The 19,675-nt window shown below is 62.1% G+C and carries 18 protein-coding genes; 8 read left to right on the forward strand and 10 right to left on the reverse strand.

The window, feature by feature from the left end:
- Window positions 1-479: 479 nt before the first annotated feature.
- From P9250_RS30340 to P9250_RS30370, 7 genes are all read left to right on the forward strand, one after another.
- Entirely contained in the window at window positions 480-1,769 is a 1,290-nt protein-coding gene (locus P9250_RS30340) for an HlyC/CorC family transporter (RefSeq protein ID WP_244826284.1), read from the forward strand.
- A 74-nt stretch (window positions 1,770-1,843) separates the two neighbouring features.
- Window positions 1,844-3,037, forward strand: coding sequence for a GspE/PulE family protein (locus P9250_RS30345; RefSeq protein WP_310396753.1), 1,194 nt, complete (start codon window positions 1,844-1,846; stop codon window positions 3,035-3,037).
- Window positions 3,034-4,242, forward strand: a complete 1,209-nt coding sequence (locus P9250_RS30350) for a type II secretion system F family protein (RefSeq protein ID WP_310396756.1) — start codon at window positions 3,034-3,036, stop codon at window positions 4,240-4,242. The genes P9250_RS30345 and P9250_RS30350 overlap by 4 nt, the downstream gene beginning before the upstream one ends.
- A 31-nt stretch (window positions 4,243-4,273) precedes the next feature.
- Window positions 4,274-5,185 (forward strand): A24 family peptidase, encoded by a 912-nt coding sequence (locus P9250_RS30355; RefSeq protein ID WP_309962378.1) that lies wholly within the window; start codon window positions 4,274-4,276, stop codon window positions 5,183-5,185.
- Between the two features lie 16 nt (window positions 5,186-5,201).
- Window positions 5,202-5,807 (forward strand): dephospho-CoA kinase, encoded by a 606-nt coding sequence (gene coaE, locus P9250_RS30360; protein WP_250526268.1) that lies wholly within the window; start codon window positions 5,202-5,204, stop codon window positions 5,805-5,807.
- A gap of 147 nt (window positions 5,808-5,954) precedes the next feature.
- Entirely contained in the window at window positions 5,955-6,710 is a 756-nt protein-coding gene (gene zapD / locus P9250_RS30365) for a cell division protein ZapD (RefSeq protein ID WP_244826289.1), read from the forward strand.
- 67 nt (window positions 6,711-6,777) lie between these two features.
- Window positions 6,778-6,969 (forward strand): DNA gyrase inhibitor YacG, encoded by a 192-nt coding sequence (locus P9250_RS30370; protein WP_244826290.1) that lies wholly within the window; start codon window positions 6,778-6,780, stop codon window positions 6,967-6,969.
- On the opposite strand, the gene P9250_RS30375 is transcribed toward P9250_RS30370, so the two are convergent.
- The 4 genes from P9250_RS30375 to secA all read right to left on the reverse strand — a co-directional run bounded on the left by P9250_RS30375 (window position 6,966) and on the right by secA (window position 12,531).
- A complete protein-coding gene (locus P9250_RS30375) occupies window positions 6,966-7,409 on the reverse strand; it encodes an NUDIX domain-containing protein (RefSeq protein WP_310396760.1) in 444 nt (147 codons plus the stop codon). The two genes, P9250_RS30370 and P9250_RS30375, sit on opposite strands and share 4 nt — an antisense overlap.
- A gap of 5 nt (window positions 7,410-7,414) precedes the next feature.
- The gene (locus P9250_RS30380; protein ID WP_244826292.1) at window positions 7,415-8,278 is read right to left on the reverse strand and encodes an ATP-binding protein; all 864 of its coding nucleotides are present in this window, start codon (window positions 8,276-8,278) and stop codon (window positions 7,415-7,417) included.
- Between the two features lie 26 nt (window positions 8,279-8,304).
- Complete coding sequence (gene argJ, locus P9250_RS30385; RefSeq protein ID WP_310396762.1) at window positions 8,305-9,546, reverse strand: bifunctional glutamate N-acetyltransferase/amino-acid acetyltransferase ArgJ; 1,242 nt, start codon at window positions 9,544-9,546, stop codon at window positions 8,305-8,307.
- Between the two features lie 171 nt (window positions 9,547-9,717).
- Window positions 9,718-12,531, reverse strand: coding sequence for a preprotein translocase subunit SecA (secA, locus tag P9250_RS30390; RefSeq protein WP_244826294.1), 2,814 nt, complete (start codon window positions 12,529-12,531; stop codon window positions 9,718-9,720).
- A gap of 288 nt (window positions 12,532-12,819) precedes the next feature.
- On the opposite strand from secA, the gene P9250_RS30395 reads away from it, so the two are divergent.
- The gene (locus P9250_RS30395) at window positions 12,820-13,314 is read left to right on the forward strand and encodes a DUF721 domain-containing protein (RefSeq protein WP_309844456.1); all 495 of its coding nucleotides are present in this window, start codon (window positions 12,820-12,822) and stop codon (window positions 13,312-13,314) included.
- A gap of 50 nt (window positions 13,315-13,364) precedes the next feature.
- Here P9250_RS30395 and lpxC read toward each other — a convergent pair whose 3' ends face one another.
- The 6 genes from lpxC to P9250_RS30425 form a co-directional block, all read right to left on the reverse strand.
- On the reverse strand, window positions 13,365-14,282 hold the full coding sequence (gene lpxC / locus P9250_RS30400) for a UDP-3-O-acyl-N-acetylglucosamine deacetylase (protein ID WP_244826296.1): 918 nt from the start codon (window positions 14,280-14,282) through the stop codon (window positions 13,365-13,367).
- 266 nt (window positions 14,283-14,548) lie between these two features.
- Window positions 14,549-15,052, reverse strand: a complete 504-nt coding sequence (locus P9250_RS30405; RefSeq protein ID WP_244826297.1) for a peroxiredoxin — start codon at window positions 15,050-15,052, stop codon at window positions 14,549-14,551.
- A gap of 282 nt (window positions 15,053-15,334) precedes the next feature.
- On the reverse strand, window positions 15,335-16,537 hold the full coding sequence (gene ftsZ / locus P9250_RS30410; RefSeq protein WP_244826298.1) for a cell division protein FtsZ: 1,203 nt from the start codon (window positions 16,535-16,537) through the stop codon (window positions 15,335-15,337).
- 144 nt (window positions 16,538-16,681) lie between these two features.
- On the reverse strand, window positions 16,682-17,914 hold the full coding sequence (gene ftsA, locus P9250_RS30415; protein ID WP_244826299.1) for a cell division protein FtsA: 1,233 nt from the start codon (window positions 17,912-17,914) through the stop codon (window positions 16,682-16,684).
- 26 nt (window positions 17,915-17,940) lie between these two features.
- Window positions 17,941-18,693, reverse strand: a complete 753-nt coding sequence (locus P9250_RS30420; RefSeq protein WP_244826300.1) for a cell division protein FtsQ/DivIB — start codon at window positions 18,691-18,693, stop codon at window positions 17,941-17,943.
- 30 nt (window positions 18,694-18,723) lie between these two features.
- Window positions 18,724-19,665, reverse strand: coding sequence for a D-alanine--D-alanine ligase (locus P9250_RS30425; protein WP_244828120.1), 942 nt, complete (start codon window positions 19,663-19,665; stop codon window positions 18,724-18,726).
- Window positions 19,666-19,675: the final 10 nt, after the last annotated feature.

Raw genomic sequence — 19,675 nt, forward strand, 5'->3', positions numbered from 1 at the left:
ATTTGTCGGTCCGGTCCCGGGTGTCACTCCAGCCTGCTCGCATCCGCATCTCCAGTAAACAGCGCATCTACAGCGTGCCCGCTTTCCCGGAGGCAAATCGGTGGCACCTTTGATTCAATGCCGTGCGAAGAAAAACAGGTGGCGAATAGGTGCCAATTCTTGCGCGGATTGCCACCGAACCGAAAACATCAACCGACCATCGCGTTATACTAACCCATTGATATATAATGACTCTTCCCTAGGCTGGGGTACGGATACAGGCAGCGAAAGCGCATTCGGGACGTAGAGGCCGGAGGTTCGAATCCTTCACCCCGACCAGAATTGCTGAAAAACCCGCATGGTCCGCCATGCGGGTTTTTTGTTTTGCGCGGCTGATTTACGCGTCTGCCATGGGTCCGCCAAGCGCGTGCACGCAGCAGGCAAGTCAATAAAACCGTCTGTTATAGTCGTCCCCATCACCGCCCCTACTCGATCAACGCGTGGACAACCTTCCTTTATGGGCGCAAATTTGCGCCATCTTTCTGCTGCTCATTCTTTCCGGTTTTTTCTCGATTTCCGAAACGTCGATGATGGCGCTCAATCGCCATCGGTTGAAATTCCTTGCTAGTCAAGGATCGCTGCGCGCGCGCACCACGCAAGGACTACTCGCCAAGACCGATCAACTGCTTTCGGTCATTCTCATCGGCAACAACCTGATCAATACGATCATCCCGGTTCTCACCACGTCGATTGCGCTCAAGACTTTCGGCCACAACAACATGGTCCTGTCGATCACGACGGGCATGGTCGCGTTTCTCATCATCGTGTTCGCGGAAATCGCGCCGAAAATCGTCGGCGCGACGTATCCCGAAAAAGTCGCGCTGCCCGCGAGCCTGATCCTTTCGCCGCTCATGCGCATTGCGCGGCCGCTCGTGTGGTTCGTGAATCTTTTCGCCAACGCCATTCTGAGCGCGTTGCACATCAACACGAAAGGCGGCCGCGATCAGCGCATTTCACCGGAAGAATTGCGCACCATCGTGCTGGAATCGGGCAGTTTCATGCCGACCAAGCACCGCAGCATCCTGCTGAATCTGTTCGATCTGGAGAACATTTCCGTCGATGACGTGATGATCCCGCGCCGACGCATTGAAGCGCTCGACTTCGATGCGCCCTTCGACCAAATTCTGCATCAGCTCGAAACCTGCTATCACAATAAGCTGGTGGTGTTTCAGGGCGATATCGACCGCGTGCTAGGCGTGCTCCACGTGCGCAAGACCTTGTCCGCGCTGCATAACCAAGAACTCGAACGCGAGACGCTGCGCGCGCTGCTCGCCGAGCCTTACTTCGTGCCGACCGGAACGCCCGTGTTCCAGCAGCTTCAGTACTTTCAGGAAAGCGGCCAGCGAATCGCGATCGTCGTCAACGAATACGGTGAATTGCAGGGGCTCGTGACGCCGGAAGACATCATCGAAGAACTGATCGGTGAATTCACGACGACGATTCCGCGCGGCGCAGGTTCGCGCGGCGGCTGGGACGACAAAGGCGAGTGCATCGTGGCGGGCAGCATGCCGCTGCGCGAACTCAACCGCTGGCTCAAGCTGACCCTGCCGACCGATGGCCCCAAGACGCTCAACGGTCTGATCCTCGAAACGCTGGAGGACATTCCGGACGGCGACGTGTCGGTGCGTATCGCGGGCGTGTATTTCGAAGTCATGCGCAGCGACGATCAAGCCATCCGCACGGTCAAGATTTTCCGCCCCGTCGCGCCGGTCAAACGCCCGCAGCGTTAGCCATTCGGACGACTACGCACGCGCCATGCGCCGCGAGATGATCGGAGCCTTCCGACATCGACCGGCTCACGCGCATGAATTCTCCCTTTCGCCTTGCTTCTACCGCCGATCCGGCACCCGATTCCCCTTCCGATCAAGACGCGCCCGCGGTCACGCTAGTCGCCGATACGCTGCGCGAAGCGGCGTCGCGCGGCGCGTCCGATGTCCACATCGAGCCGGGCGAGCATGGCTGGCGCGTTCGTTTGCGTGTCGATGGCGTGCTCCATGTGTTGCGGCATCCGCCGACGCATCTGCGCGATGCCGTTATCACGCGAATCAAGGTGCTGGCGCGGATGGATATCGCCGAGCGGCGCGTACCGCAGGACGGGCGGCTGCGTCTCGCGCTGGCGGGCGGCCAGATTGGCGACTATCGCGTGAGTTCGCTGCCGACCGTGTTCGGCGAAAAGTTGGTATTGCGCAGGCTCGACGCGCTGCCGCCCGCTCTTTCGCTCGATGCCCTCGGGCTCGATGCGCAGCAAAGCCGCACGGTCGAGTCCGCCATTCGCGCGCCGCATGGTCTCGTGCTCGTGACGGGTCCGACCGGCAGCGGCAAAACGCTCTCGCTCTATTGTTTCCTGCAGATGCTCAACGCCGAGGCGCGCAACATCTGCTCGGTCGAGGACCCGGTGGAGATTCAGCTCGCGGGCATCAATCAGGTGAACGTGCGCGACAAGGCGGGGCTCAACTTCGCCGTCGCCTTGCGCGCGTTCATGCGGCAAGACCCGGACATCGTGATGGTCGGGGAAATCCGCGATGCCGAAACCGCCGACGTCGCCGTGAAAGCCGCGCAGACCGGCCATCTCGTGCTCTCGACGCTGCACACCAACGACGCGCCCGCGGCTATCGCACGGCTGATCGATATCGGCGTCGCGCCGTATAACCTCGCATCCGCGCTGCGGCTCGTCACCGCGCAAAGGCTCGTGCGCAAGCTGTGCGAGGCGTGTCGCGCGCCCGCGCCACTTACGCTAGATGACGGCATCCGGCCGTTCGAACCGCGTGGGTGTCCGGCGTGTCATGGCATCGGATATCGCGGGCGCGCCGGCGTGCATCAGGTGATGCCGGTTTCCGATGACATCCGCGAACTCATCGTCGGACGCGCGGCGACGCACGCCATTGCCCGCACAGCGCAACTGCACGGCATGCCCGCCTTGCGCGATGCCGCTTTCGCACGCGTTCGCGAGGGCGTGACGAGCGTCGCGGAAGCCACCGAGGCCACGGAAATCGCATGATGCGCGACGAATCCACGGACACGCGCTTCGCGTGGCGCGGCGTCGATGCCGACGGCCGGCGCCGCAGCGGCAAGACCATCGCCGCCGATGCCGCGTCGGCGCGCGCGTCGCTTCGGTCCAACGGCGTGATCGTCATCGGGCTGGAGGCACTCGGCCGGGCCCCGGCGCCGCGCACGAAAGGGATCGAGATCACGGTCTTTACGCGTCAGCTCGCCGGTTTGCTGCGCGCGGGACTGCCGCTCGCAAATGCGCTCGACATGCTATCCAACGCCGGTTTGCGCGGCGGATTGGCGCGTCTCATGCGCACGCTCGCCCGCGACATCACACGCGGCGTGCCGTTTTCGGCGGCGCTAGCGCGTCATCCCGCTTCGTTCGATGCGCTGTATTGTCAGCTCGTCGCGGTCGGCGAAGTGGCGGGCGCGCTGCCTGCCGTACTCGGACGTATCGCCGATGACCGCGAGCGCAGCGCGTCGCAACGCGCGAAGCTGCGTGCCGCGCTGACCTATCCGGCGATGGTGCTACTGCTGTCGCTCGCGATCACGGCGGGGCTGCTGATCGGCGTCGTGCCGACCTTCAAGACGATCTTCGACGGCTTCGGCGCCGCCCTGCCCGCGCCGACCCGCTTCGTGCTCGCGCTATCGGACGGCGTCGCGCGTCATGGCGTGCCGTTCGTGGTGGTTTGCGCGTGCGTGGCGCTGATCGGCGTACATCGGCTGAAGCGGTCACCGCAGGCGCGACGGCGCGCGGATCTCGCCGCGCTGCGTTTGCCGCTCGCGGGTACGTTGCTGCGCTCGCTTGCGGTGGCGCGCTGGAGCCGCGCGCTCGGCACGCTGCTCGCGGCCGGCACGCCACTCTCCGACGCATTCGATTCGCTCACTCAGGCCACCGGAAATCGCGTGTTCGACGACGCCACCGTGGAGATCGCCGTGCGTCTGCGGCGCGGCGAGCGTCTCGCGGCCGCCATGCGCGCGCTGCGGTGCTTCCCCGATGACGTCGTGCAGCCGATCGCCGTCGCCGAGGAATCCGGCTCGCTCGACGCCATGCTGCTCGATCTCGCGAGCCTTGCCGACCGGCAGGTGGACGATCGCATCGGCACGTTTGCGAGTCTGTGCGAACCCGTGGTGATCGCCGTGCTGGGCGCGCTCGTGGGCGGTCTCGTCATCGCGATGTATCTTCCCATCATTCAGCTCGGCAACGTGGTGTAGCATCGCGGGCCAAAGCCATCGTTTCACTAACATGCAGCCTTTGTTCGATCCATCCGCCGTTCATTACGCCAGCCGCTATTTCGCGGCTTTTGCCGCGCTTCCGTACGCCGTTCAGTACGGCTTCGCCATCGTGTTCGGCCTCGTGATCGGCAGCTTTCTCACCGTCGTCGTGCACCGCTTGCCGGTCATGCTCGAACGCGCCTGGCGCGCCGAAGTCGATGCAGCGCTTCCAAATGCTCCGCAGCCCGAAGGCGATTCCTACCCTGAACGCTTCAACCTCGCCGTGCCGCGCAGTGCGTGCCCTCATTGCGGTCACGTCCTGCGCGCGTGGGAAAACATTCCCGTCGTCAGCTATCTCGCTTTGCGTGGAAGATGCGCGTCATGCGGCGCGCGCGTGAGCCCGCGTTACCCGCTGATCGAACTGACGACGGGCACGTTCGCCGCGCTTTCGCTCTACGCGTTCGGACCGGACTGGCCCGCGTTCGCCGCGTTCGGGCTGTGCGCGACGCTCTTGGCGGCCAGTCTCATCGATTACGACACGCGCTATTTGCCCGATGTGCTGACGCTGCCTCTGCTTTGGGCCGGGCTCATCGTCAATTTCGGCGCGGGCGGGTTTGCGACGCTGCACGATGCCGTGACCGGCGCCATCGCGGGCTACCTTTTCCTGTGGTGCGTCTATTGGCTCTTCAAACTCGCGCGCGGCGTCGAAGGCATGGGCTATGGTGACTTCAAGCTACTCGCGGCTATCGGCGCGTGGCTCGGCTGGGAAGCGCTTGCGCAGGTCGTGCTGATCTCGGCGGTCGCGGGCGCGGCCTTCGGCATCGTGGCGACGTGGCGCGGGCGCATGCGCTTTGAAGAACCGCTGCCGTTCGGGCCGTTCCTCGCGGCGGGCGGCGCGATCACGCTTTTTATCGGAACACCGCTTTATGCTTTGTTCGGATGACGACAAGGAGCCACGGATGTTCAGCATCGGTCTGACGGGCGGCATCGGCAGCGGCAAAAGCACGGTCGCTGACCTTTTCGCGGCGCGCGGTGTGCCGCTAGTCGATACCGATCTCATCGCGCATCGGGTGACAGCGCCGGGCGGCGTCGCAATGCCGCTTATCGCGAATGAATTCGGCCGAGAGTTCGTTGCAACCGACGGCTCGCTCGACCGCGCGAAAATGCGCACGCTCGTCTTCTCCGACGATACCGCGAAGGCCCGGCTCGAAGGCATCGTGCATCCGCTGATTCGCGCGGAGACCGAGCGTCAGCGGCAGGCTGCAACGGGCGCGTATCACATCGTCGTCGTACCGCTTCTGGTGGAATCGGGCAACTGGAAGACGCGAGTGTCACGCGTGCTGGTGGTCGATTGCCCGGTGGAAACGCAGATCGCGCGCGTCATGCGACGTAATGGCTTTGCGCGCGAACAAACGCTCGCAATCATTGCGAAGCAGGCAACGCGCGAAGCACGCCTCGAAGCAGCGGACGATATCGTCATAAACGATGAAACATCCACGCTGGACACGCTCGCCCGTCATGTCGATACCTTGCACGCCTGCTATCTCGCGCTGGCGTCCGAATGAGCGTTCGTTGCGGCCGGCATGGGCGAAATTATCGAAATGCTTCGAAATCGACCTAAATGTGGCGCGATTTGCTAGGGTAGGGATGCAGCATTAGAATGTCCTGACTTCCCTGCCGGGGAAGCAACCGACCTACGCCGAGGCGAGCGCTTGATCCTTTACGAGTATCCCTTCAACGAGCGAATCCGGACGCTGTTGCGTCTCGAAGACCTGTTCGAGCGCTTCACGTTCTTTCTGACTCAGGAAGATCCGCGGGAGCATCATGTCGCGTTGATCACGCTCTTCGAGATCGCCGAAGTCGCGGGCCGTACGGACCTCAAAGCCGATCTCATGAAGGAACTGGAGCGCCAGCGCCAGACGCTCGCGCCCTTTCGCGGCAATCCCGGGATCGAACAAGAAGCGCTGGAAGCGGTGCTGGGCGAGATCGAACAGACGCTCGCGGGCCTTGCGGACATGCACGGCAAGACCGGCCAGCATCTTGCGGACAACGAGTGGCTCGCGAGTATTCGTAGTCGTACGATCATTCCCGGCGGTACGTGCAAATTCGATTTGCCCTCGTATTACGCGTGGCAGCAGTTGCCGGTGGAAGAGCGCCGGCAGGACATCGCCAAATGGGTCATGCCCATGCTCGCTTTGCGCGACGCCGCCGCCATCGTATTGCGGCTTGCGCGCGAATCCGGCCAGGCGTCTAAAGTCATGGCCATGCAGGGCAGCTATCAGCAGATGTTGTCCGGCAGAACGTATCAACTAATGCAGGTGCGGGTGTCGCAAGAAGTTCGCGTGATTCCCGAAGCAAGCGCAAACAAGTACATGCTGTGGGTGCGTTTCACCGTGCAGGACGGCGATCTCAAGCCGCGCGCCGTCGATGTCGACGTGCCCTTTCATCTGACGCTTTGCAGCCTTTGAACCCGAGCATTTCCGTTTCGTATCGAGGATAGATCGAAGCCCGCTCCATTCGTTACGTCTCATCGTCATGACCACTGTCGTCAAATGCCCGACCTGCGCCAAGGAAGTTCGCTGGGTACCGGAAAACCGTTTTCGTCCGTTCTGCTCTGAGCGTTGCAAGCAGATCGATCTGGGCGCCTGGGCCACCGAAAAGTACAAGATTGGAGGCAACGCCCAGGAAACGCCGCCTGACGACGACACGCGCGGCAGCCTGAACTAGGCTTCTTCGGCGAGCCATTCCAGAATGGGAATCGCTGCAGGCAGCAGCGGCGCCACGTCCACCGGGAGAGTCTGCCAAGAGATAGCCTGCCCTTCGCGCCCGAGCGGCTCGCCCTTCCAATCCGTCACTTTGCAGAAAAAGAGCCGCACGTAGGCATGCGGATAATCGTGTTCGAGCGTGCGCCAAAGTTCACAGGCGACCACGTCGATACCCAGCTCTTCACGCAACTCACGGCCAAGCGCAGCCTCGACGCTCTCTCCTCTTTCCAGCTTGCCGCCCGGAAATTCCCAGTAACCTTCGTATGGCTTGCCCGGCGGACGCTGCGCAAGCAGATAGCGCCCGTCCGGCTGAACCATGACGCCGACGGCCACTTTCGTCACCTTGCGGCCATCGGGCGCAAGGTCGATGGTCGCCTCGTTCTTGTGCCTGGCGTCGGTCATGTCCGTCATTGCTTGCGTCCCGACCAGTCGCGCGCGAACTGCCATGCAACACGGCCCGAACGCGAACCGCGCTCGAGCGCCCAGACGAGCGCATCGCCACGAGCGCCGGCAATCTCGGCTTCATCGACGCCGAAATGCTTCAGCCAATGGCCGACGATCGCCAGATAATCGTCCTGCTTGAATGGATAGAAGCTCACCCACAGCCCGAAACGCTCCGACAGCGAAATCTTTTCTTCGACGACTTCGCCCGGATGAATCTCGCCATCGGACGTGTGCTTGTACGTCTCGTTTTCGCTCATGTACTCGGGCATCAAGTGCCGGCGATTCGACGTCGCGTAAATGAGCACGTTGTCAGACTGCGCGGCAACCGAGCCGTCGAGCGCGACTTTGAGCGCCTTGTAGCCAGACTCGCCTTCCTCGAAGGAAAGATCGTCGCAGAACACGATGAAGCGTTCCGGTCGCGTCGAAATGAGATCGACGATGTCGCCAAGGTCGTGCAAATCGTCTTTGTCGACTTCAATCAGACGCAGGCCGTCTTTCGAATATGCGTTCAGGCAAGCCTTGATGAGCGACGATTTACCCGTGCCGCGCGCGCCCGTCAGCAACACATTGTTGGCGGGCAGCTTCTGCACGAACTGGCGCGTATTCTGTTCGATCAGGCCTTTCTGACGGTCGATGTTCTGGAGATCATCCAGCGCAATCTGCGAAACAGCCGTCACCGGCTGCAAATAGCCGCGCCCCTGGCGCTTGCGCCAGCGAAACGCCACTGCGGATTCCCAGTCGATTTCCGGCGCCGCGGGCGGCAACATGCCTTCGATGCGCGCCAGCACCGCTTCGGCGCGCGTGAGGAATTGTTCGAGCTTGTCCATGGTGTCTTTTTCTTGGGCGCGCCGGATCAGGAGCGATAGTCGGCGTTGATGCTCACGTAATCGTGCGAAAGGTCACAGGTCCAAACGGTGGCTTGTGCGTCGCCACGGCCGAGCAGCACGCGAATCGCGATCTCGCTCTTTTTCATCACGCGCTGGCCGTCTTCTTCGCGATACTCGGGGTTGCGCCCGCCCGCTTTCGCGACGAGCACGTCGTCGAGGTAAAGATCAACCTTGCCGACGTCGAGGTCCGCCACGCCCGCATAGCCGATTGCCGCGAGAATACGCCCGAGATTAGGGTCCGACGCATAGAACGCCGTCTTCACGAGCGGCGAATGGCCGATTGCATAAGCAATCTGGCGGCACTCCGCGACGTCCTTGCCGCCTTCGACGGTGATCGTCATGAACTTGGTCGCGCCTTCGCCATCGCGCACGATGAGCTGCGCCAGTTCTTGCGCGACGGCAGTGACTGCATCGCGCAAAGCGGCGTAAGCGGGTGAATCCGTCGATGTGATTGCCGGCAGGCTCGATTTGCCCGACGCGATCAGAATGAATGAATCGTTGGTCGAGGTATCGCCGTCGATGGTGATGCAGTTGAACGAGCGATCCGCAACGTGCTTCACCAGTTCGTCGAGCACGGGTTGCGCGACGTTGGCATCGAAGGCGAGGAACCCGAGCATGGTGGCCATGTTCGGCTTGATCATGCCCGCGCCCTTGCTGATGCCCGAAAAGGTCACCGTGTGGCCGTCGATCCGAACCTGACGCGACGTGGCTTTCGGCAGCGTGTCCGTGGTCATGATGGACTGCGCGGCTTCGAACCAGTGCGCGGCCTGCTGATTGGCCAGCGCGGCAGGCAAGCCCGCTTTCAGACGATCGAGCGGTAGCGGCTCGAGAATCACGCCCGTGGAGAACGGCAGGATCTGCTGCGCGTCGAGGTTCGCGAGGCGCGCAAGCTCCGCGCAAGTCTCGCGAGCGATCACGAGGCCCGGCTCGCCGGTGCCCGCATTCGCGTTGCCCGTGTTGATGACGAGCGCGCGAATGCCCTTGCCGCCCGCGCGAACGGCTTCGAGATGCTCGCGGCAGACGATTACCGGTGCGGCGCAAAAACGATTTTGCGTGAACACGCCCGCCACGGTCGCGCCTTCATCGACGCGAATGACCAGCACGTCCTTGCGATTGGGCTTGCGAATGTTCGCCTCGGCCCAGCCTAGCGTGACGCCGGCGACGGGATGAAGCGCTGCGGGATCGATCGAGGGGAAATTGACGGCCATGTTCGCGACTCAGCTGTAGGTGACGCGTGCCGGTGAGAAGACCAGGCCGGCACAGGATGAAGGACTGACGCGCGCCGGGAGCGGAGCGACGCCGTGAAACGCGCGCGAAAGCGCCAGATGGACAAACGACGCATTGCTGCGTCGCTTGGTCCGTTTCGTCTGAGCAGCCTATTAAGCCAGCTTGCCGTGACAGTTTTTGTACTTCTTCCCGCTGCCGCACGGGCACGGGTCGTTGCGGCCGACCTTCGGCAGATCGTCGGCTGAACGTGTGACGACGCTGACGTCGTCGCCTGCGGACATAGCCTGATTGACCATCTGCGCGGCCGCGGTTGCCGCCACCGCGGCCGGCGCGGGCGCTGCCGCCGGCGCGTTGAAGTCCGCGTGCGTGAACGACACGTTCTCCAGATGGCTGCCACGCTCTTCGTACTGTTCTGCGGCTTCTTCGAGCTGCTCCGGCGACTGGATCTGCACGTTCATCACGACGCGCGTGACTTCCTGCTTGACCTCGTCGAGCATGGCCGCGAAGAGTTCGAACGCCTCGCGCTTGTATTCCTGCTTCGGGTTCTTCTGCGCATAGCCGCGCAGATGGATGCCCTGACGCAGATGATCGAGCGCGGCCAGATGTTCGCGCCAGCGGCTGTCGAGCGTCTGCAGCATGATCGAGCGTTCGAACGCGCTGAATGAATCGCGGCCGACCATGGCGACCTTCGCCTCGTACGCTTCGTCGGCGGCGGCGAGCACGGCTTCGTTGATTTCCTCGGCGTCGATGGAGTTCGACTCGTTAATCATCTCCTGCACGGCGAGATCGAGCGACCAGTCATTGCGCAGCACTTCTTCGAGCTCGGGCGCGTCCCACTGTTCCTCGATACTGCCCGCCGGCACGAAGTTGCGCACGAGGTCGCCGATCACGCTCTGACGCATGGCCGCGATGGTTTCCTGCACGTCCGTCGCTTCCAGCAACTCGTTGCGCTGCTGATAGATCACCTTGCGCTGATCGTTGGAGACGTCGTCGTATTCGAGCAGTTGTTTCCGGATGTCGAAGTTGCGCGCTTCCACCTTGCGCTGCGCCCCTTCGATCGACCGCGTGACCATGCCCGCTTCGATCGGCTCGCCTTCCGGCATCTTCAGGCGGTCCATGATCGCGCGCACGCGGTCGCCCGCGAAAATGCGCAGAAGCGGATCATCCAGCGAAAGATAGAAGCGCGACGAACCCGGATCGCCCTGACGGCCCGCGCGGCCGCGCAACTGGTTGTCGATACGGCGCGATTCATGCCGCTCGGTCCCGATGATATGCAGGCCGCCCGCTTCCTTCACGGTGTCGTGCAGCATCTGCCATTCGTCGTGCAGCTTCTGAATCAGCCGGGCCTTTTCGCCTTCGGCAATCGAAAGATCCGCCTCGATGAACGAAGCCTGCTTCTCTACATTGCCGCCAAGCACGATGTCCGTGCCGCGACCGGCCATGTTGGTCGCAATGGTCACGGCGCTCGGACGCCCCGCTTCCGCGACGATGGCCGCTTCGCGCGCGTGCTGCTTCGCGTTCAGCACTTCGTGGCGAATGCCTGCCTGAGTGAGCAGGCCGGAGAGCAATTCCGACGCTTCGATGGACGTCGTGCCGACGAGCGTTGGCTGACCGCGTTCGACGCACTCGCGAATGTCGCGGATGACGGCGTCGTAACGTTCCTTCGATGTCTTGTAGATCTGATCCTGCTTGTCGACACGCTTCGGCGCCCGATTGGTCGGGATCACGACCGTTTCCAGACCGTAGATTTCCTGGAACTCGTAGGCTTCCGTGTCAGCCGTGCCGGTCATGCCGGACAGCTTGGAATACATGCGGAAATAGTTTTGCAGCGTGATGGAAGCGAGCGTCTGGTTTTCGCTCTGAATCTGCACGTGCTCCTTGGCTTCCACTGCCTGATGCAGACCGTCCGACCAGCGGCGGCCCGTCATCATGCGGCCCGTGAATTCGTCGACGATAACGACCTCGCTGCCCTGCACGACGTAGTGCTGATCGCGGAAGAACAGCGTGTGCGCGCGCAAAGCGGCATACACGTGGTGCATCAAGGTGATGTTCTGCGGCGCGTAGAGACTTTCGCCCTCGCCGATCAAACCCCATTCGGCGAGCAGACGCTCCGCCTTTTCATGGCCCGATTCGGTGAGGAACACCTGACGCGCTTTCTCGTCGAGCGTGTAGTCGCCCGGCTTTTCGACGCCCGTGCCGTCCGCCTTCTCCTCGCCGATCTGCTGTTCGAGCAGCGGCGGGAGCGCATTCATGCGCACGTAGAGGTCGGTGTGATCTTCGGCCTGACCGGAAATGATAAGCGGCGTACGCGCTTCGTCGATGAGGATCGAATCCACTTCATCGACGATGGCGAAGTTGAGCGGCCGCTGCACGCGCGCGTTGGTCTCGTAGACCATGTTGTCGCGCAGATAGTCGAAGCCGAATTCGTTGTTCGTGCCGTAAGTGATGTCCGCCGCGTAGGCTTCCTGCTTCTGGCCGTGTTCCATTTGCGACAGATTCACGCCGCACGAAAGACCCAGGAAGTTGTAGAGACGCGCCATCCATTCGGCGTCGCGTTGCGCGAGGTAGTCGTTCACCGTCACGACATGCACGCCGCGGCCCGACAGCGCGTTCAGATACGCGGCGAGTGTGGCGACGAGCGTCTTGCCTTCGCCCGTGCGCATTTCCGCGATCTTGCCGTAATGCAGCACCATGCCGCCGATCAACTGGACGTCGAAGTGGCGCATTTTCAGGACGCGCCGACTCGCTTCGCGACAGACCGCGAACGCCTCGGGCAGAAGCACGTCGAGCGATTCGCCGCTCGCGACGCGCTGGCGGAACTCGTCCGTCTTCGCGCGTAGCTGATCGTCCGTGTATTTCTCGACGGTCGGCTCGAGGGCGTTGATCGCCACAACGGTCTTTTGGTACTGCTTGACCAGCCGCTGATTGCGGCTGCCAAAAATCTTCTGAAGGAAACCGGTGGTCATCGGATCAGTGTCTGCGTCGCGGCTTCGGATGGGCGCATGTTGCTTGCTGCGTCCGAGTTCGGAGAACCCCGGCGACTTAAGTCCATTGGGTGAAATCGAATCGGGAATTTTAGCACGCGAGTTTGGCAGACCTTACGTCCGCGTGGGCTCGCGCGCGTCGGGGGAACGCGACAGTCAACCGTTTGAAAGTTTGTTCCGGCGCGGTTGCCGAATAAGGCTTGCGCGTCGGGGAAGCGCGCGGGCGCGCGTTACAATCGAACCATTGCGTCGGGCGTTCTCAAGCCAAAAATGAGCCGTTTTTCTACAAATTCAAGGTCTGGACCGCAGCGGTTCGATCCGCGCAAGCCACAGGCGCTGGCCGATGTCCTCGATCGCACCGATGCCTTTCGCGCATTGCGGGCAGGCGTCGAGCAAGTGGCGGCGCTGCAGCGCGATCTGAGCACGCTTCTGCCGGATTATCTCGCGGCCAATGTCGAGCCCGGTTTCATCAAGGATGGCGTGCTAGCGCTTTTCGCCGCGCATAACGCGCTCGCGGCGCGGCTGCGCCATATCGAGCCCACTTTGCTCGCCGATTTGCAGCAACGCGGCTGGGCGGTCAACTCGCTGAGAGTGCGCGTGCGTCCGCAATCGATGCAGGACGCGGTGCCGCCCAAGCAAGCGCGGATGTCGGCGGCGGGCGCATCGGCGCTGCACGAGCTTGCCGAGACGCTCGCGCCTTCGCCGCTGCAGGAAGCGCTCGCGAAAATGGCCGCGCGTCATCAAGGCAAAGGCGAAAAAAAATGAGCGATGCTTTCGCACCGCTCATTCGCTTGAAACTCGCTGCCTGAAGTGACTCAGGCAAATGCCGTCTGCGTGTCGAAACTGAAACCGCGCGGCGCCTTCTGAATGTCCTCGAACGTGACCATTTCGTAAGCGTCTTCGTTTGCGAGCAATTCGCGCAAAAGCATGTTGTTCATGGCGTGGCCGCCCTTGTACGCTTTGTATGACGCGAGCAGGGGATGCCCCACGACATACAGGTCGCCAATGGCGTCCAGCATCTTGTGCTTCACGAATTCGTCGTCGTAGCGCAAGCCGTCGTTATTCAGGATGCGGTACTCGTCGAGCACGATCGCGTTGTCCATGCTGCCGCCGCGTGCGAGACCGAGTTCACGCATCATTTCAACTTCGTGCGCAAAGCCGAACGTACGAGCACGCGCGATTTCACGCACATATGACGTAGTCGCGAAATCCACTTCCAACGCCTGACCGGTCTTGTCGACGGCCGGGTGACGGAAGTCGATGGTAAAGCTCAGTTTGAAGCCGAAATACGGGTCCAGACGCGCGAATTTATCGCCGTCGCGCACTTCGACGGGCTTCGTCACCTTGATGAATTTCTTCGGCGCGTTCTGCTCTTCGATACCCGCCGATTGAATCAGAAACACGAACGAAGCCGCGCTGCCGTCCATGATCGGGATTTCCTCGGCCGTTACATCGACATACAGATTGTCGATACCGAGTCCCGCGCATGCCGACATCAAGTGCTCGACGGTGGAAACGCGCGCGCCGTCCTTCTGCAACACGGACGCCAGACGCGTGTCGCCGACGGACATCGCGGACGCGGGAATGTCGACCGGCTGCGGCAAGTCGATACGCGAGAACACGATGCCCGTGCCAGCCGGTGCGGGCTTGAGCGTCAGTTCGACCTTCCGGCCGGAATGGAGCCCGATCCCCACGGTCTTGACTACGGTCTTGATTGTTCGCTGCTTCAACATGATTTTCTTCTTCCGATATGAATTCCCAATTAAGAGAATTAATCGCACTATATAAGCTAATAGGCCGAAGTATACTCCATCCAGTGCACGTCGTCGCGCTCCAGGAGGTTTCAAGTGTTTCCCGGTGTTACCTGCCGATGACAGATTTAATGAAGTAGAACGGGCCGATGGCCGGAATGGAGGCATTTCCGGTCATCGGCCCCAAGTTGCGGCTGTTTGAGAGTGCGTCTGCGGCGTTGTACAGAGACAACGCGACGCCGCTTCACTCAGCGCAACGTCGCCAGGATGCTTTGAGCGTCGCTGACTTCGAACTTGCCGGGCGCTTCGACATTGAGCGTCTTGACCACGCCATTGTCGATCACCATCGCGTAGCGCTGGGAACGAATTCCCATGCCGCGCTCGGTCAAATCCTGATCCAGTCCGAGTGCCTGGGCAAAACGCGCACTGCCGTCCGCGATCATCTTCACCTTGCCCGCGGTTTGAAGATCGCGTCCCCACGCGTTCATGACGAACGCGTCGTTGACGGAAACGCACCAGACTTCGTCGATACCCTCAGCGGAAAACTCCTCCGCCGCCTCGACGTAGCCGGGCACGTGTCTGGCGGAACACGTCGGCGTGAACGCGCCCGGCAATCCGAAGATCACCACGCGCTTGCCAGCGGTCCGCTCGCGCGCCGAGAACCCGTTCGGTCCCACGGCGCAGCCTTCGCTCGGCTCCTCGATGAACTCGAAGAGACGCACATCCGGCAACGTTTCACCCACTTTGATCATGCTCGGTCCTTCCCTCGTCAGTGCCCGCACATTCCGGCGAAGTGCATCGTCCCGCGCTTGACGCTTTATCGCGAAGTTCGACGACACCGGCTTCATCTGCACAGTGGCAAATTCGTGGAGAGCGCCTGGCCACGGCCTGGCGTCCGATTCGATACGTCCTCGAACGCGGCCTTGGACAGTCGCCCCACGTGAAGCCTGCATTGTCGCGCTTCTCGACTCAGCGCGCGTGATAACGGGTGCTACGGCTTCGCTCGTCGCCATGATTCGGCGATGAGGCCCGTCTTAGTCCGCTTGCTTGCGCAGGAACGCCGGGATGTCGTAAGTGTCGACGCCCTTTTCCTGCAATGCCTGCACATGCGATGCCGCCGTTTCCCGCGTCGAACGCCACACTGCCGGCGTGTCCAGCTGACCGTAATCCGTCGGCTGACCATGCTGCGGCGAATACGTGTTGTGCGTTGCGTGCGCATGCGCGACCGGCTGATTGTCGGTGCCCGTGCGCAGGAGGGTCATTGGCGCTTGCTGCTGCTTCTTCGCCGCGCGGCCCAGGCCCGTTGCCACCACCGTCACGCGCAGGGCGTCGCCCATTGCGTCGTCGTACACCGCGCCGAAGATCACGGTTGCGTCGTCGGCCGCGTAGCTCTTGATGGTATTCATCACTTCACGCGTTTCCGACAAACGCAGCGAACGGCTCGACGTGATATTCACGAGCACGCCGCGCGCACCCGACAAGTCCACGCCTTCGAGCAACGGGCTCGCCACGGCCTGTTCCGCCGCGAGACGCGCGCGATCGACGCCGGCGACTGTCGCCGTGCCCATCATCGCTTTGCCCTGCTCGCCCATCACGGTCTTCACGTCTTCGAAGTCGACGTTCACGAGACCATCGACGTTGATGATTTCCGCGATGCCGGCGACAGCGTTGTTCAGCACGTCATCCGCGCACTGGAAGCACTTGTCCATTTCGGCGTCGTCGCCCATCACGTCGAACAGCTTGTCGTTCAACACGACGATGAGCGAGTCGACGTGATCTTCCAACTGCTGCGAGCCGGCTTCCGCCACGCGCATGCGGCGGCCGCCTTCGAACTCGAACGGCTTGCTCACGACGCCGACGGTCAGAATGCCCATTTCCTTCGCGATCTGCGCGACCACCGGCGCCGCGCCCGTCCCCGTGCCGCCACCCATGCCCGCGGTGATGAACACCATGTGCGCGCCACGCAATGCATCGGCGATACGCTCGCGCGCGTCTTCCGCCGCTTCCTTACCCTTGTCCGGCTTGGCGCCCGCACCGAGACCGGTCATGCCCAATTGCAGAACCGCCGGCGCGCGTGAGCGAGCCAGTGCCTGCGCGTCGGTATTCATCACGATGAAGTCGACGCCTTGTACACCTCTGTTGATCATGTGCTGCACGGCGTTGCCACCCGCACCTCCGACACCGACCACCTTGATGATCGTTCCGTTGGTTTCCGTTTCCAGCATTTCGAAATCCATGTTGCCTCCGTCAAGAATGAAGATCGGCGTTATTCGGCGAGAGATCGGGCAACCCCTCACCGCGCGCCAGCCGCCGGTACTGGCACGAATTATATTCAGCGTCTGCTGCTTTTTCTTTCGTGCTACTTATGTTTCTTATTCGATTCAGAAGTTTCCGAGAAACCAGTCTTTCATGCGCGTGAAGACCTGGCCCATCGATCCGTTCTGTACCGCGACCTTGCGGCCGCGCATGCGTTGCGAGCGTCCTTCGGCGAGCAGGCCCATGGCCGTCGAATAGCGCGGATTGCGCACGACATCTGCAAGGCCGCCCGCGTATTCCGGCACGCCGATACGCACTGGCTTCAGGAAAATGTCTTCGCCGAGTTCGACCATGCCGGGCATCATCGCCGCGCCGCCGGTCAGGACGACGCCGCTCGACAGCAATTCTTCGTAGCCGGATTCGCGCACGACCTGCTGCACCAGCGAGAACAGTTCCTCGACACGCGGCTCGACCACTGCTGCGAGCGCCTGACGCGACAGCGTGCGCGGACCGCGTTCGCCGAGACCCGGCACTTCGATCATCTCGTCGGGATCGGCGAGCGCCTGCTTCGCGATGCCGTAGCTCACCTTGATGTCTTCCGCGTCCGGCGTCGGCGTGCGCAGCGCCATCGCGACGTCGCTCGTGATTTGATCGCCGGCGATGGGAATCACGGCCGTGTGACGGATCGCGCCTTCGCTGAAGATGGCGATGTCCGTCGTGCCGCCGCCGATATCGACGAGCACCACGCCCAGTTCCTTCTCGTCTTCCGTCAACACCGCCAGCGACGAGGCGAGCGGCTGAAGAATGAGGTCGTTCACTTCGAGCCCGCAGCGGCGCACGCACTTCACGATGTTCTGCGCCGCGCTCACCGCGCCCGTCACGATATGCACCTTTACTTCGAGCCGGATACCGCTCATGCCGATAGGCTCGCGCACATCTTCCTGACCGTCGATGATGAATTCCTGCGTCAGGATATGCAGCACCTGCTGATCGGTCGGGATGTTGATGGCCTTGGCCGTTTCGATCACGCGGGCGACGTCCGTCTGCGTGACTTCCTTGTCCTTGATCGCCACCATGCCACTCGAATTGAAGCTGCGGATATGGCTTCCCGCAATGCCCGTGAAGACATTCGTGATCTTGCAATCCGCCATCAGCTCGGCTTCCTCGAGCGCGCGCTGAATGGATTGCACCGTGGCCTCGATGTTGACCACGACGCCCTTCTTCAACCCCTTCGAGTCGCTCTGACCGAGTCCGATCACCTCGTAGTGGCCCTCGCCTTTCAGTTCGGCGACGATCGCGACCACCTTCGACGTTCCAATGTCGAGGGAAACCAGCAGGTCTTTGTAGTCTTTGCTCATAGCGTGCTCATGCCCGTTTTGTCTGCTTACTTCTTGGCCTTGTCGGTGTCATTGATGAAACGCATTCCAGCTGCTCGTATCGCGAAGCCATTCGGGTAACGCAAATCCGCGTATTCGATGTCGTTGCCCCAACGCCCCGTCACCGACGGCCACGACGCGACGAAGCGCCGACTGCGTTCGAGCAATGTGTCTTCATTGCGCTCGCGGCCCAGTTCGAGCTGCGTGCCGTTCGAGAGCTTGACCGTCCACGCGAATCGCGGCGACAGCGTCACTTCCTCCGGCTGCGCGTCGAGCGGCGCGAACCACTTCTGAAAATCGTGATACCGGGCGACCACTTCCTTCGCCGTGCCCTCGGGACCGTCGAACGCGGGCAGGTCGTCGTCGAGTTCGCCCTGGTTCGCCGTGAAGAGTTCACCGTCCACGCTCACCAACTGGTCGTTGCCCCAGGTGCCGAGCGGCTTGTATTCCTCGAGTGTCACTGCGAGCGCATTCGGCCAGACGCGCCGCACGCTTGCATGACGCACCCACGGCATCTGCTCGAACGCGGCGCGGGCCGTATCGAGATCGACCGTGAAGAAATTGCCCTTCAGATGCCCCACCACGCTCGCGCGCACCGTCGGCGTGTTGATGTGCGCCGTGTCGCCGTCGATCTGGATACCGCGCAGACGAAACTCGGGACGCTGTATCGCCCAGATGCCCGCGGCGGCCAGCAGCATGAGCACGAGCATCAAGTGCAGCGCGCTGGCGGCGAGGTTCATTTGGCGAACGTTGTTCCACATGGTTCGTTTGCTTGGGTCCTGTGCGAATGCTTAGTCTTCGAGCGTCAACGACAACACCTTCACCACCAGATCCTTGTAGCTGATGCCCACCGCGCGCGCCGCTTTCGGCGGCAACGAGTGATCCGTCATGCCCGGCGCCGTGTTGACTTCGAGAAAGTACGGATTGCCGTCGAGGTCCAGCATGAAGTCGGCGCGGCCCCAGTCCGTGCAGCCGAGCATGTCGAAGGCGCGCTGCGTCAGTTGCTTCATGCGCGCTTCCTCCGCTTCGGTCAGGCCGCAGGGAATCAGGTACTGGGTGTCGTCGGCGACGTACTTCGCGTGATAGTCGTAAAACTCGCCCGCCGGCACGATCTTGATGACCGGCAAATCCAGATTGCCGGCGATACAGCACGTGAACTCGCCGCCGCCTTCGATGCTCTTCTCCACGATCACGATCTTGTCGTACTTCGCGGCTTCTTCGAGCGCGGGCGCGAGCGTTTCCGCGCTCTTCACCTTGATGACAGCGACGCTCGAGCCTTCCGTCGCCGGCTTCACGAAAAGCGGCAAGCCGAGCTTCGCAATGATCTCGTGCGTGCGCGCGTCGTAGTCTTCACCGCGATACACGGTCTCGAACGGCGGCGTGGGAATGCCGGTCTGCTGCCACACGAGCTTGGTGCGCAGCTTGTCCATGCCGAGCGCCGAACCGAGCACGCCGCTGCCCGTATAACGGATGCCGTAAAAGTCCAGCGCGCCCTGCAACTGGCCGTTCTCTCCATAGCCGCCATGCAGCGCGATAAACACGCGCTCGAAACCTTCCGCCTTCAAGTCCGAGAGCGGACGCTCCGCCGGATCGAACGGATGCGCGTCGATGCCCGCTTCGCGCAAACCTTCGAGCACGAGCCGTCCCGAGTTGAGCGAGACTTCGCGCTCGGCCGAGTTACCGCCAAGCAGCACGGCGACCTTGCCGAAGACCTTGGGATCGAGTTGATTCACGTTGCTTTTG

Source organism: Caballeronia sp. LP006, assembly GCF_031450995.1.
Lineage (GTDB): Bacteria > Pseudomonadota > Gammaproteobacteria > Burkholderiales > Burkholderiaceae > Caballeronia.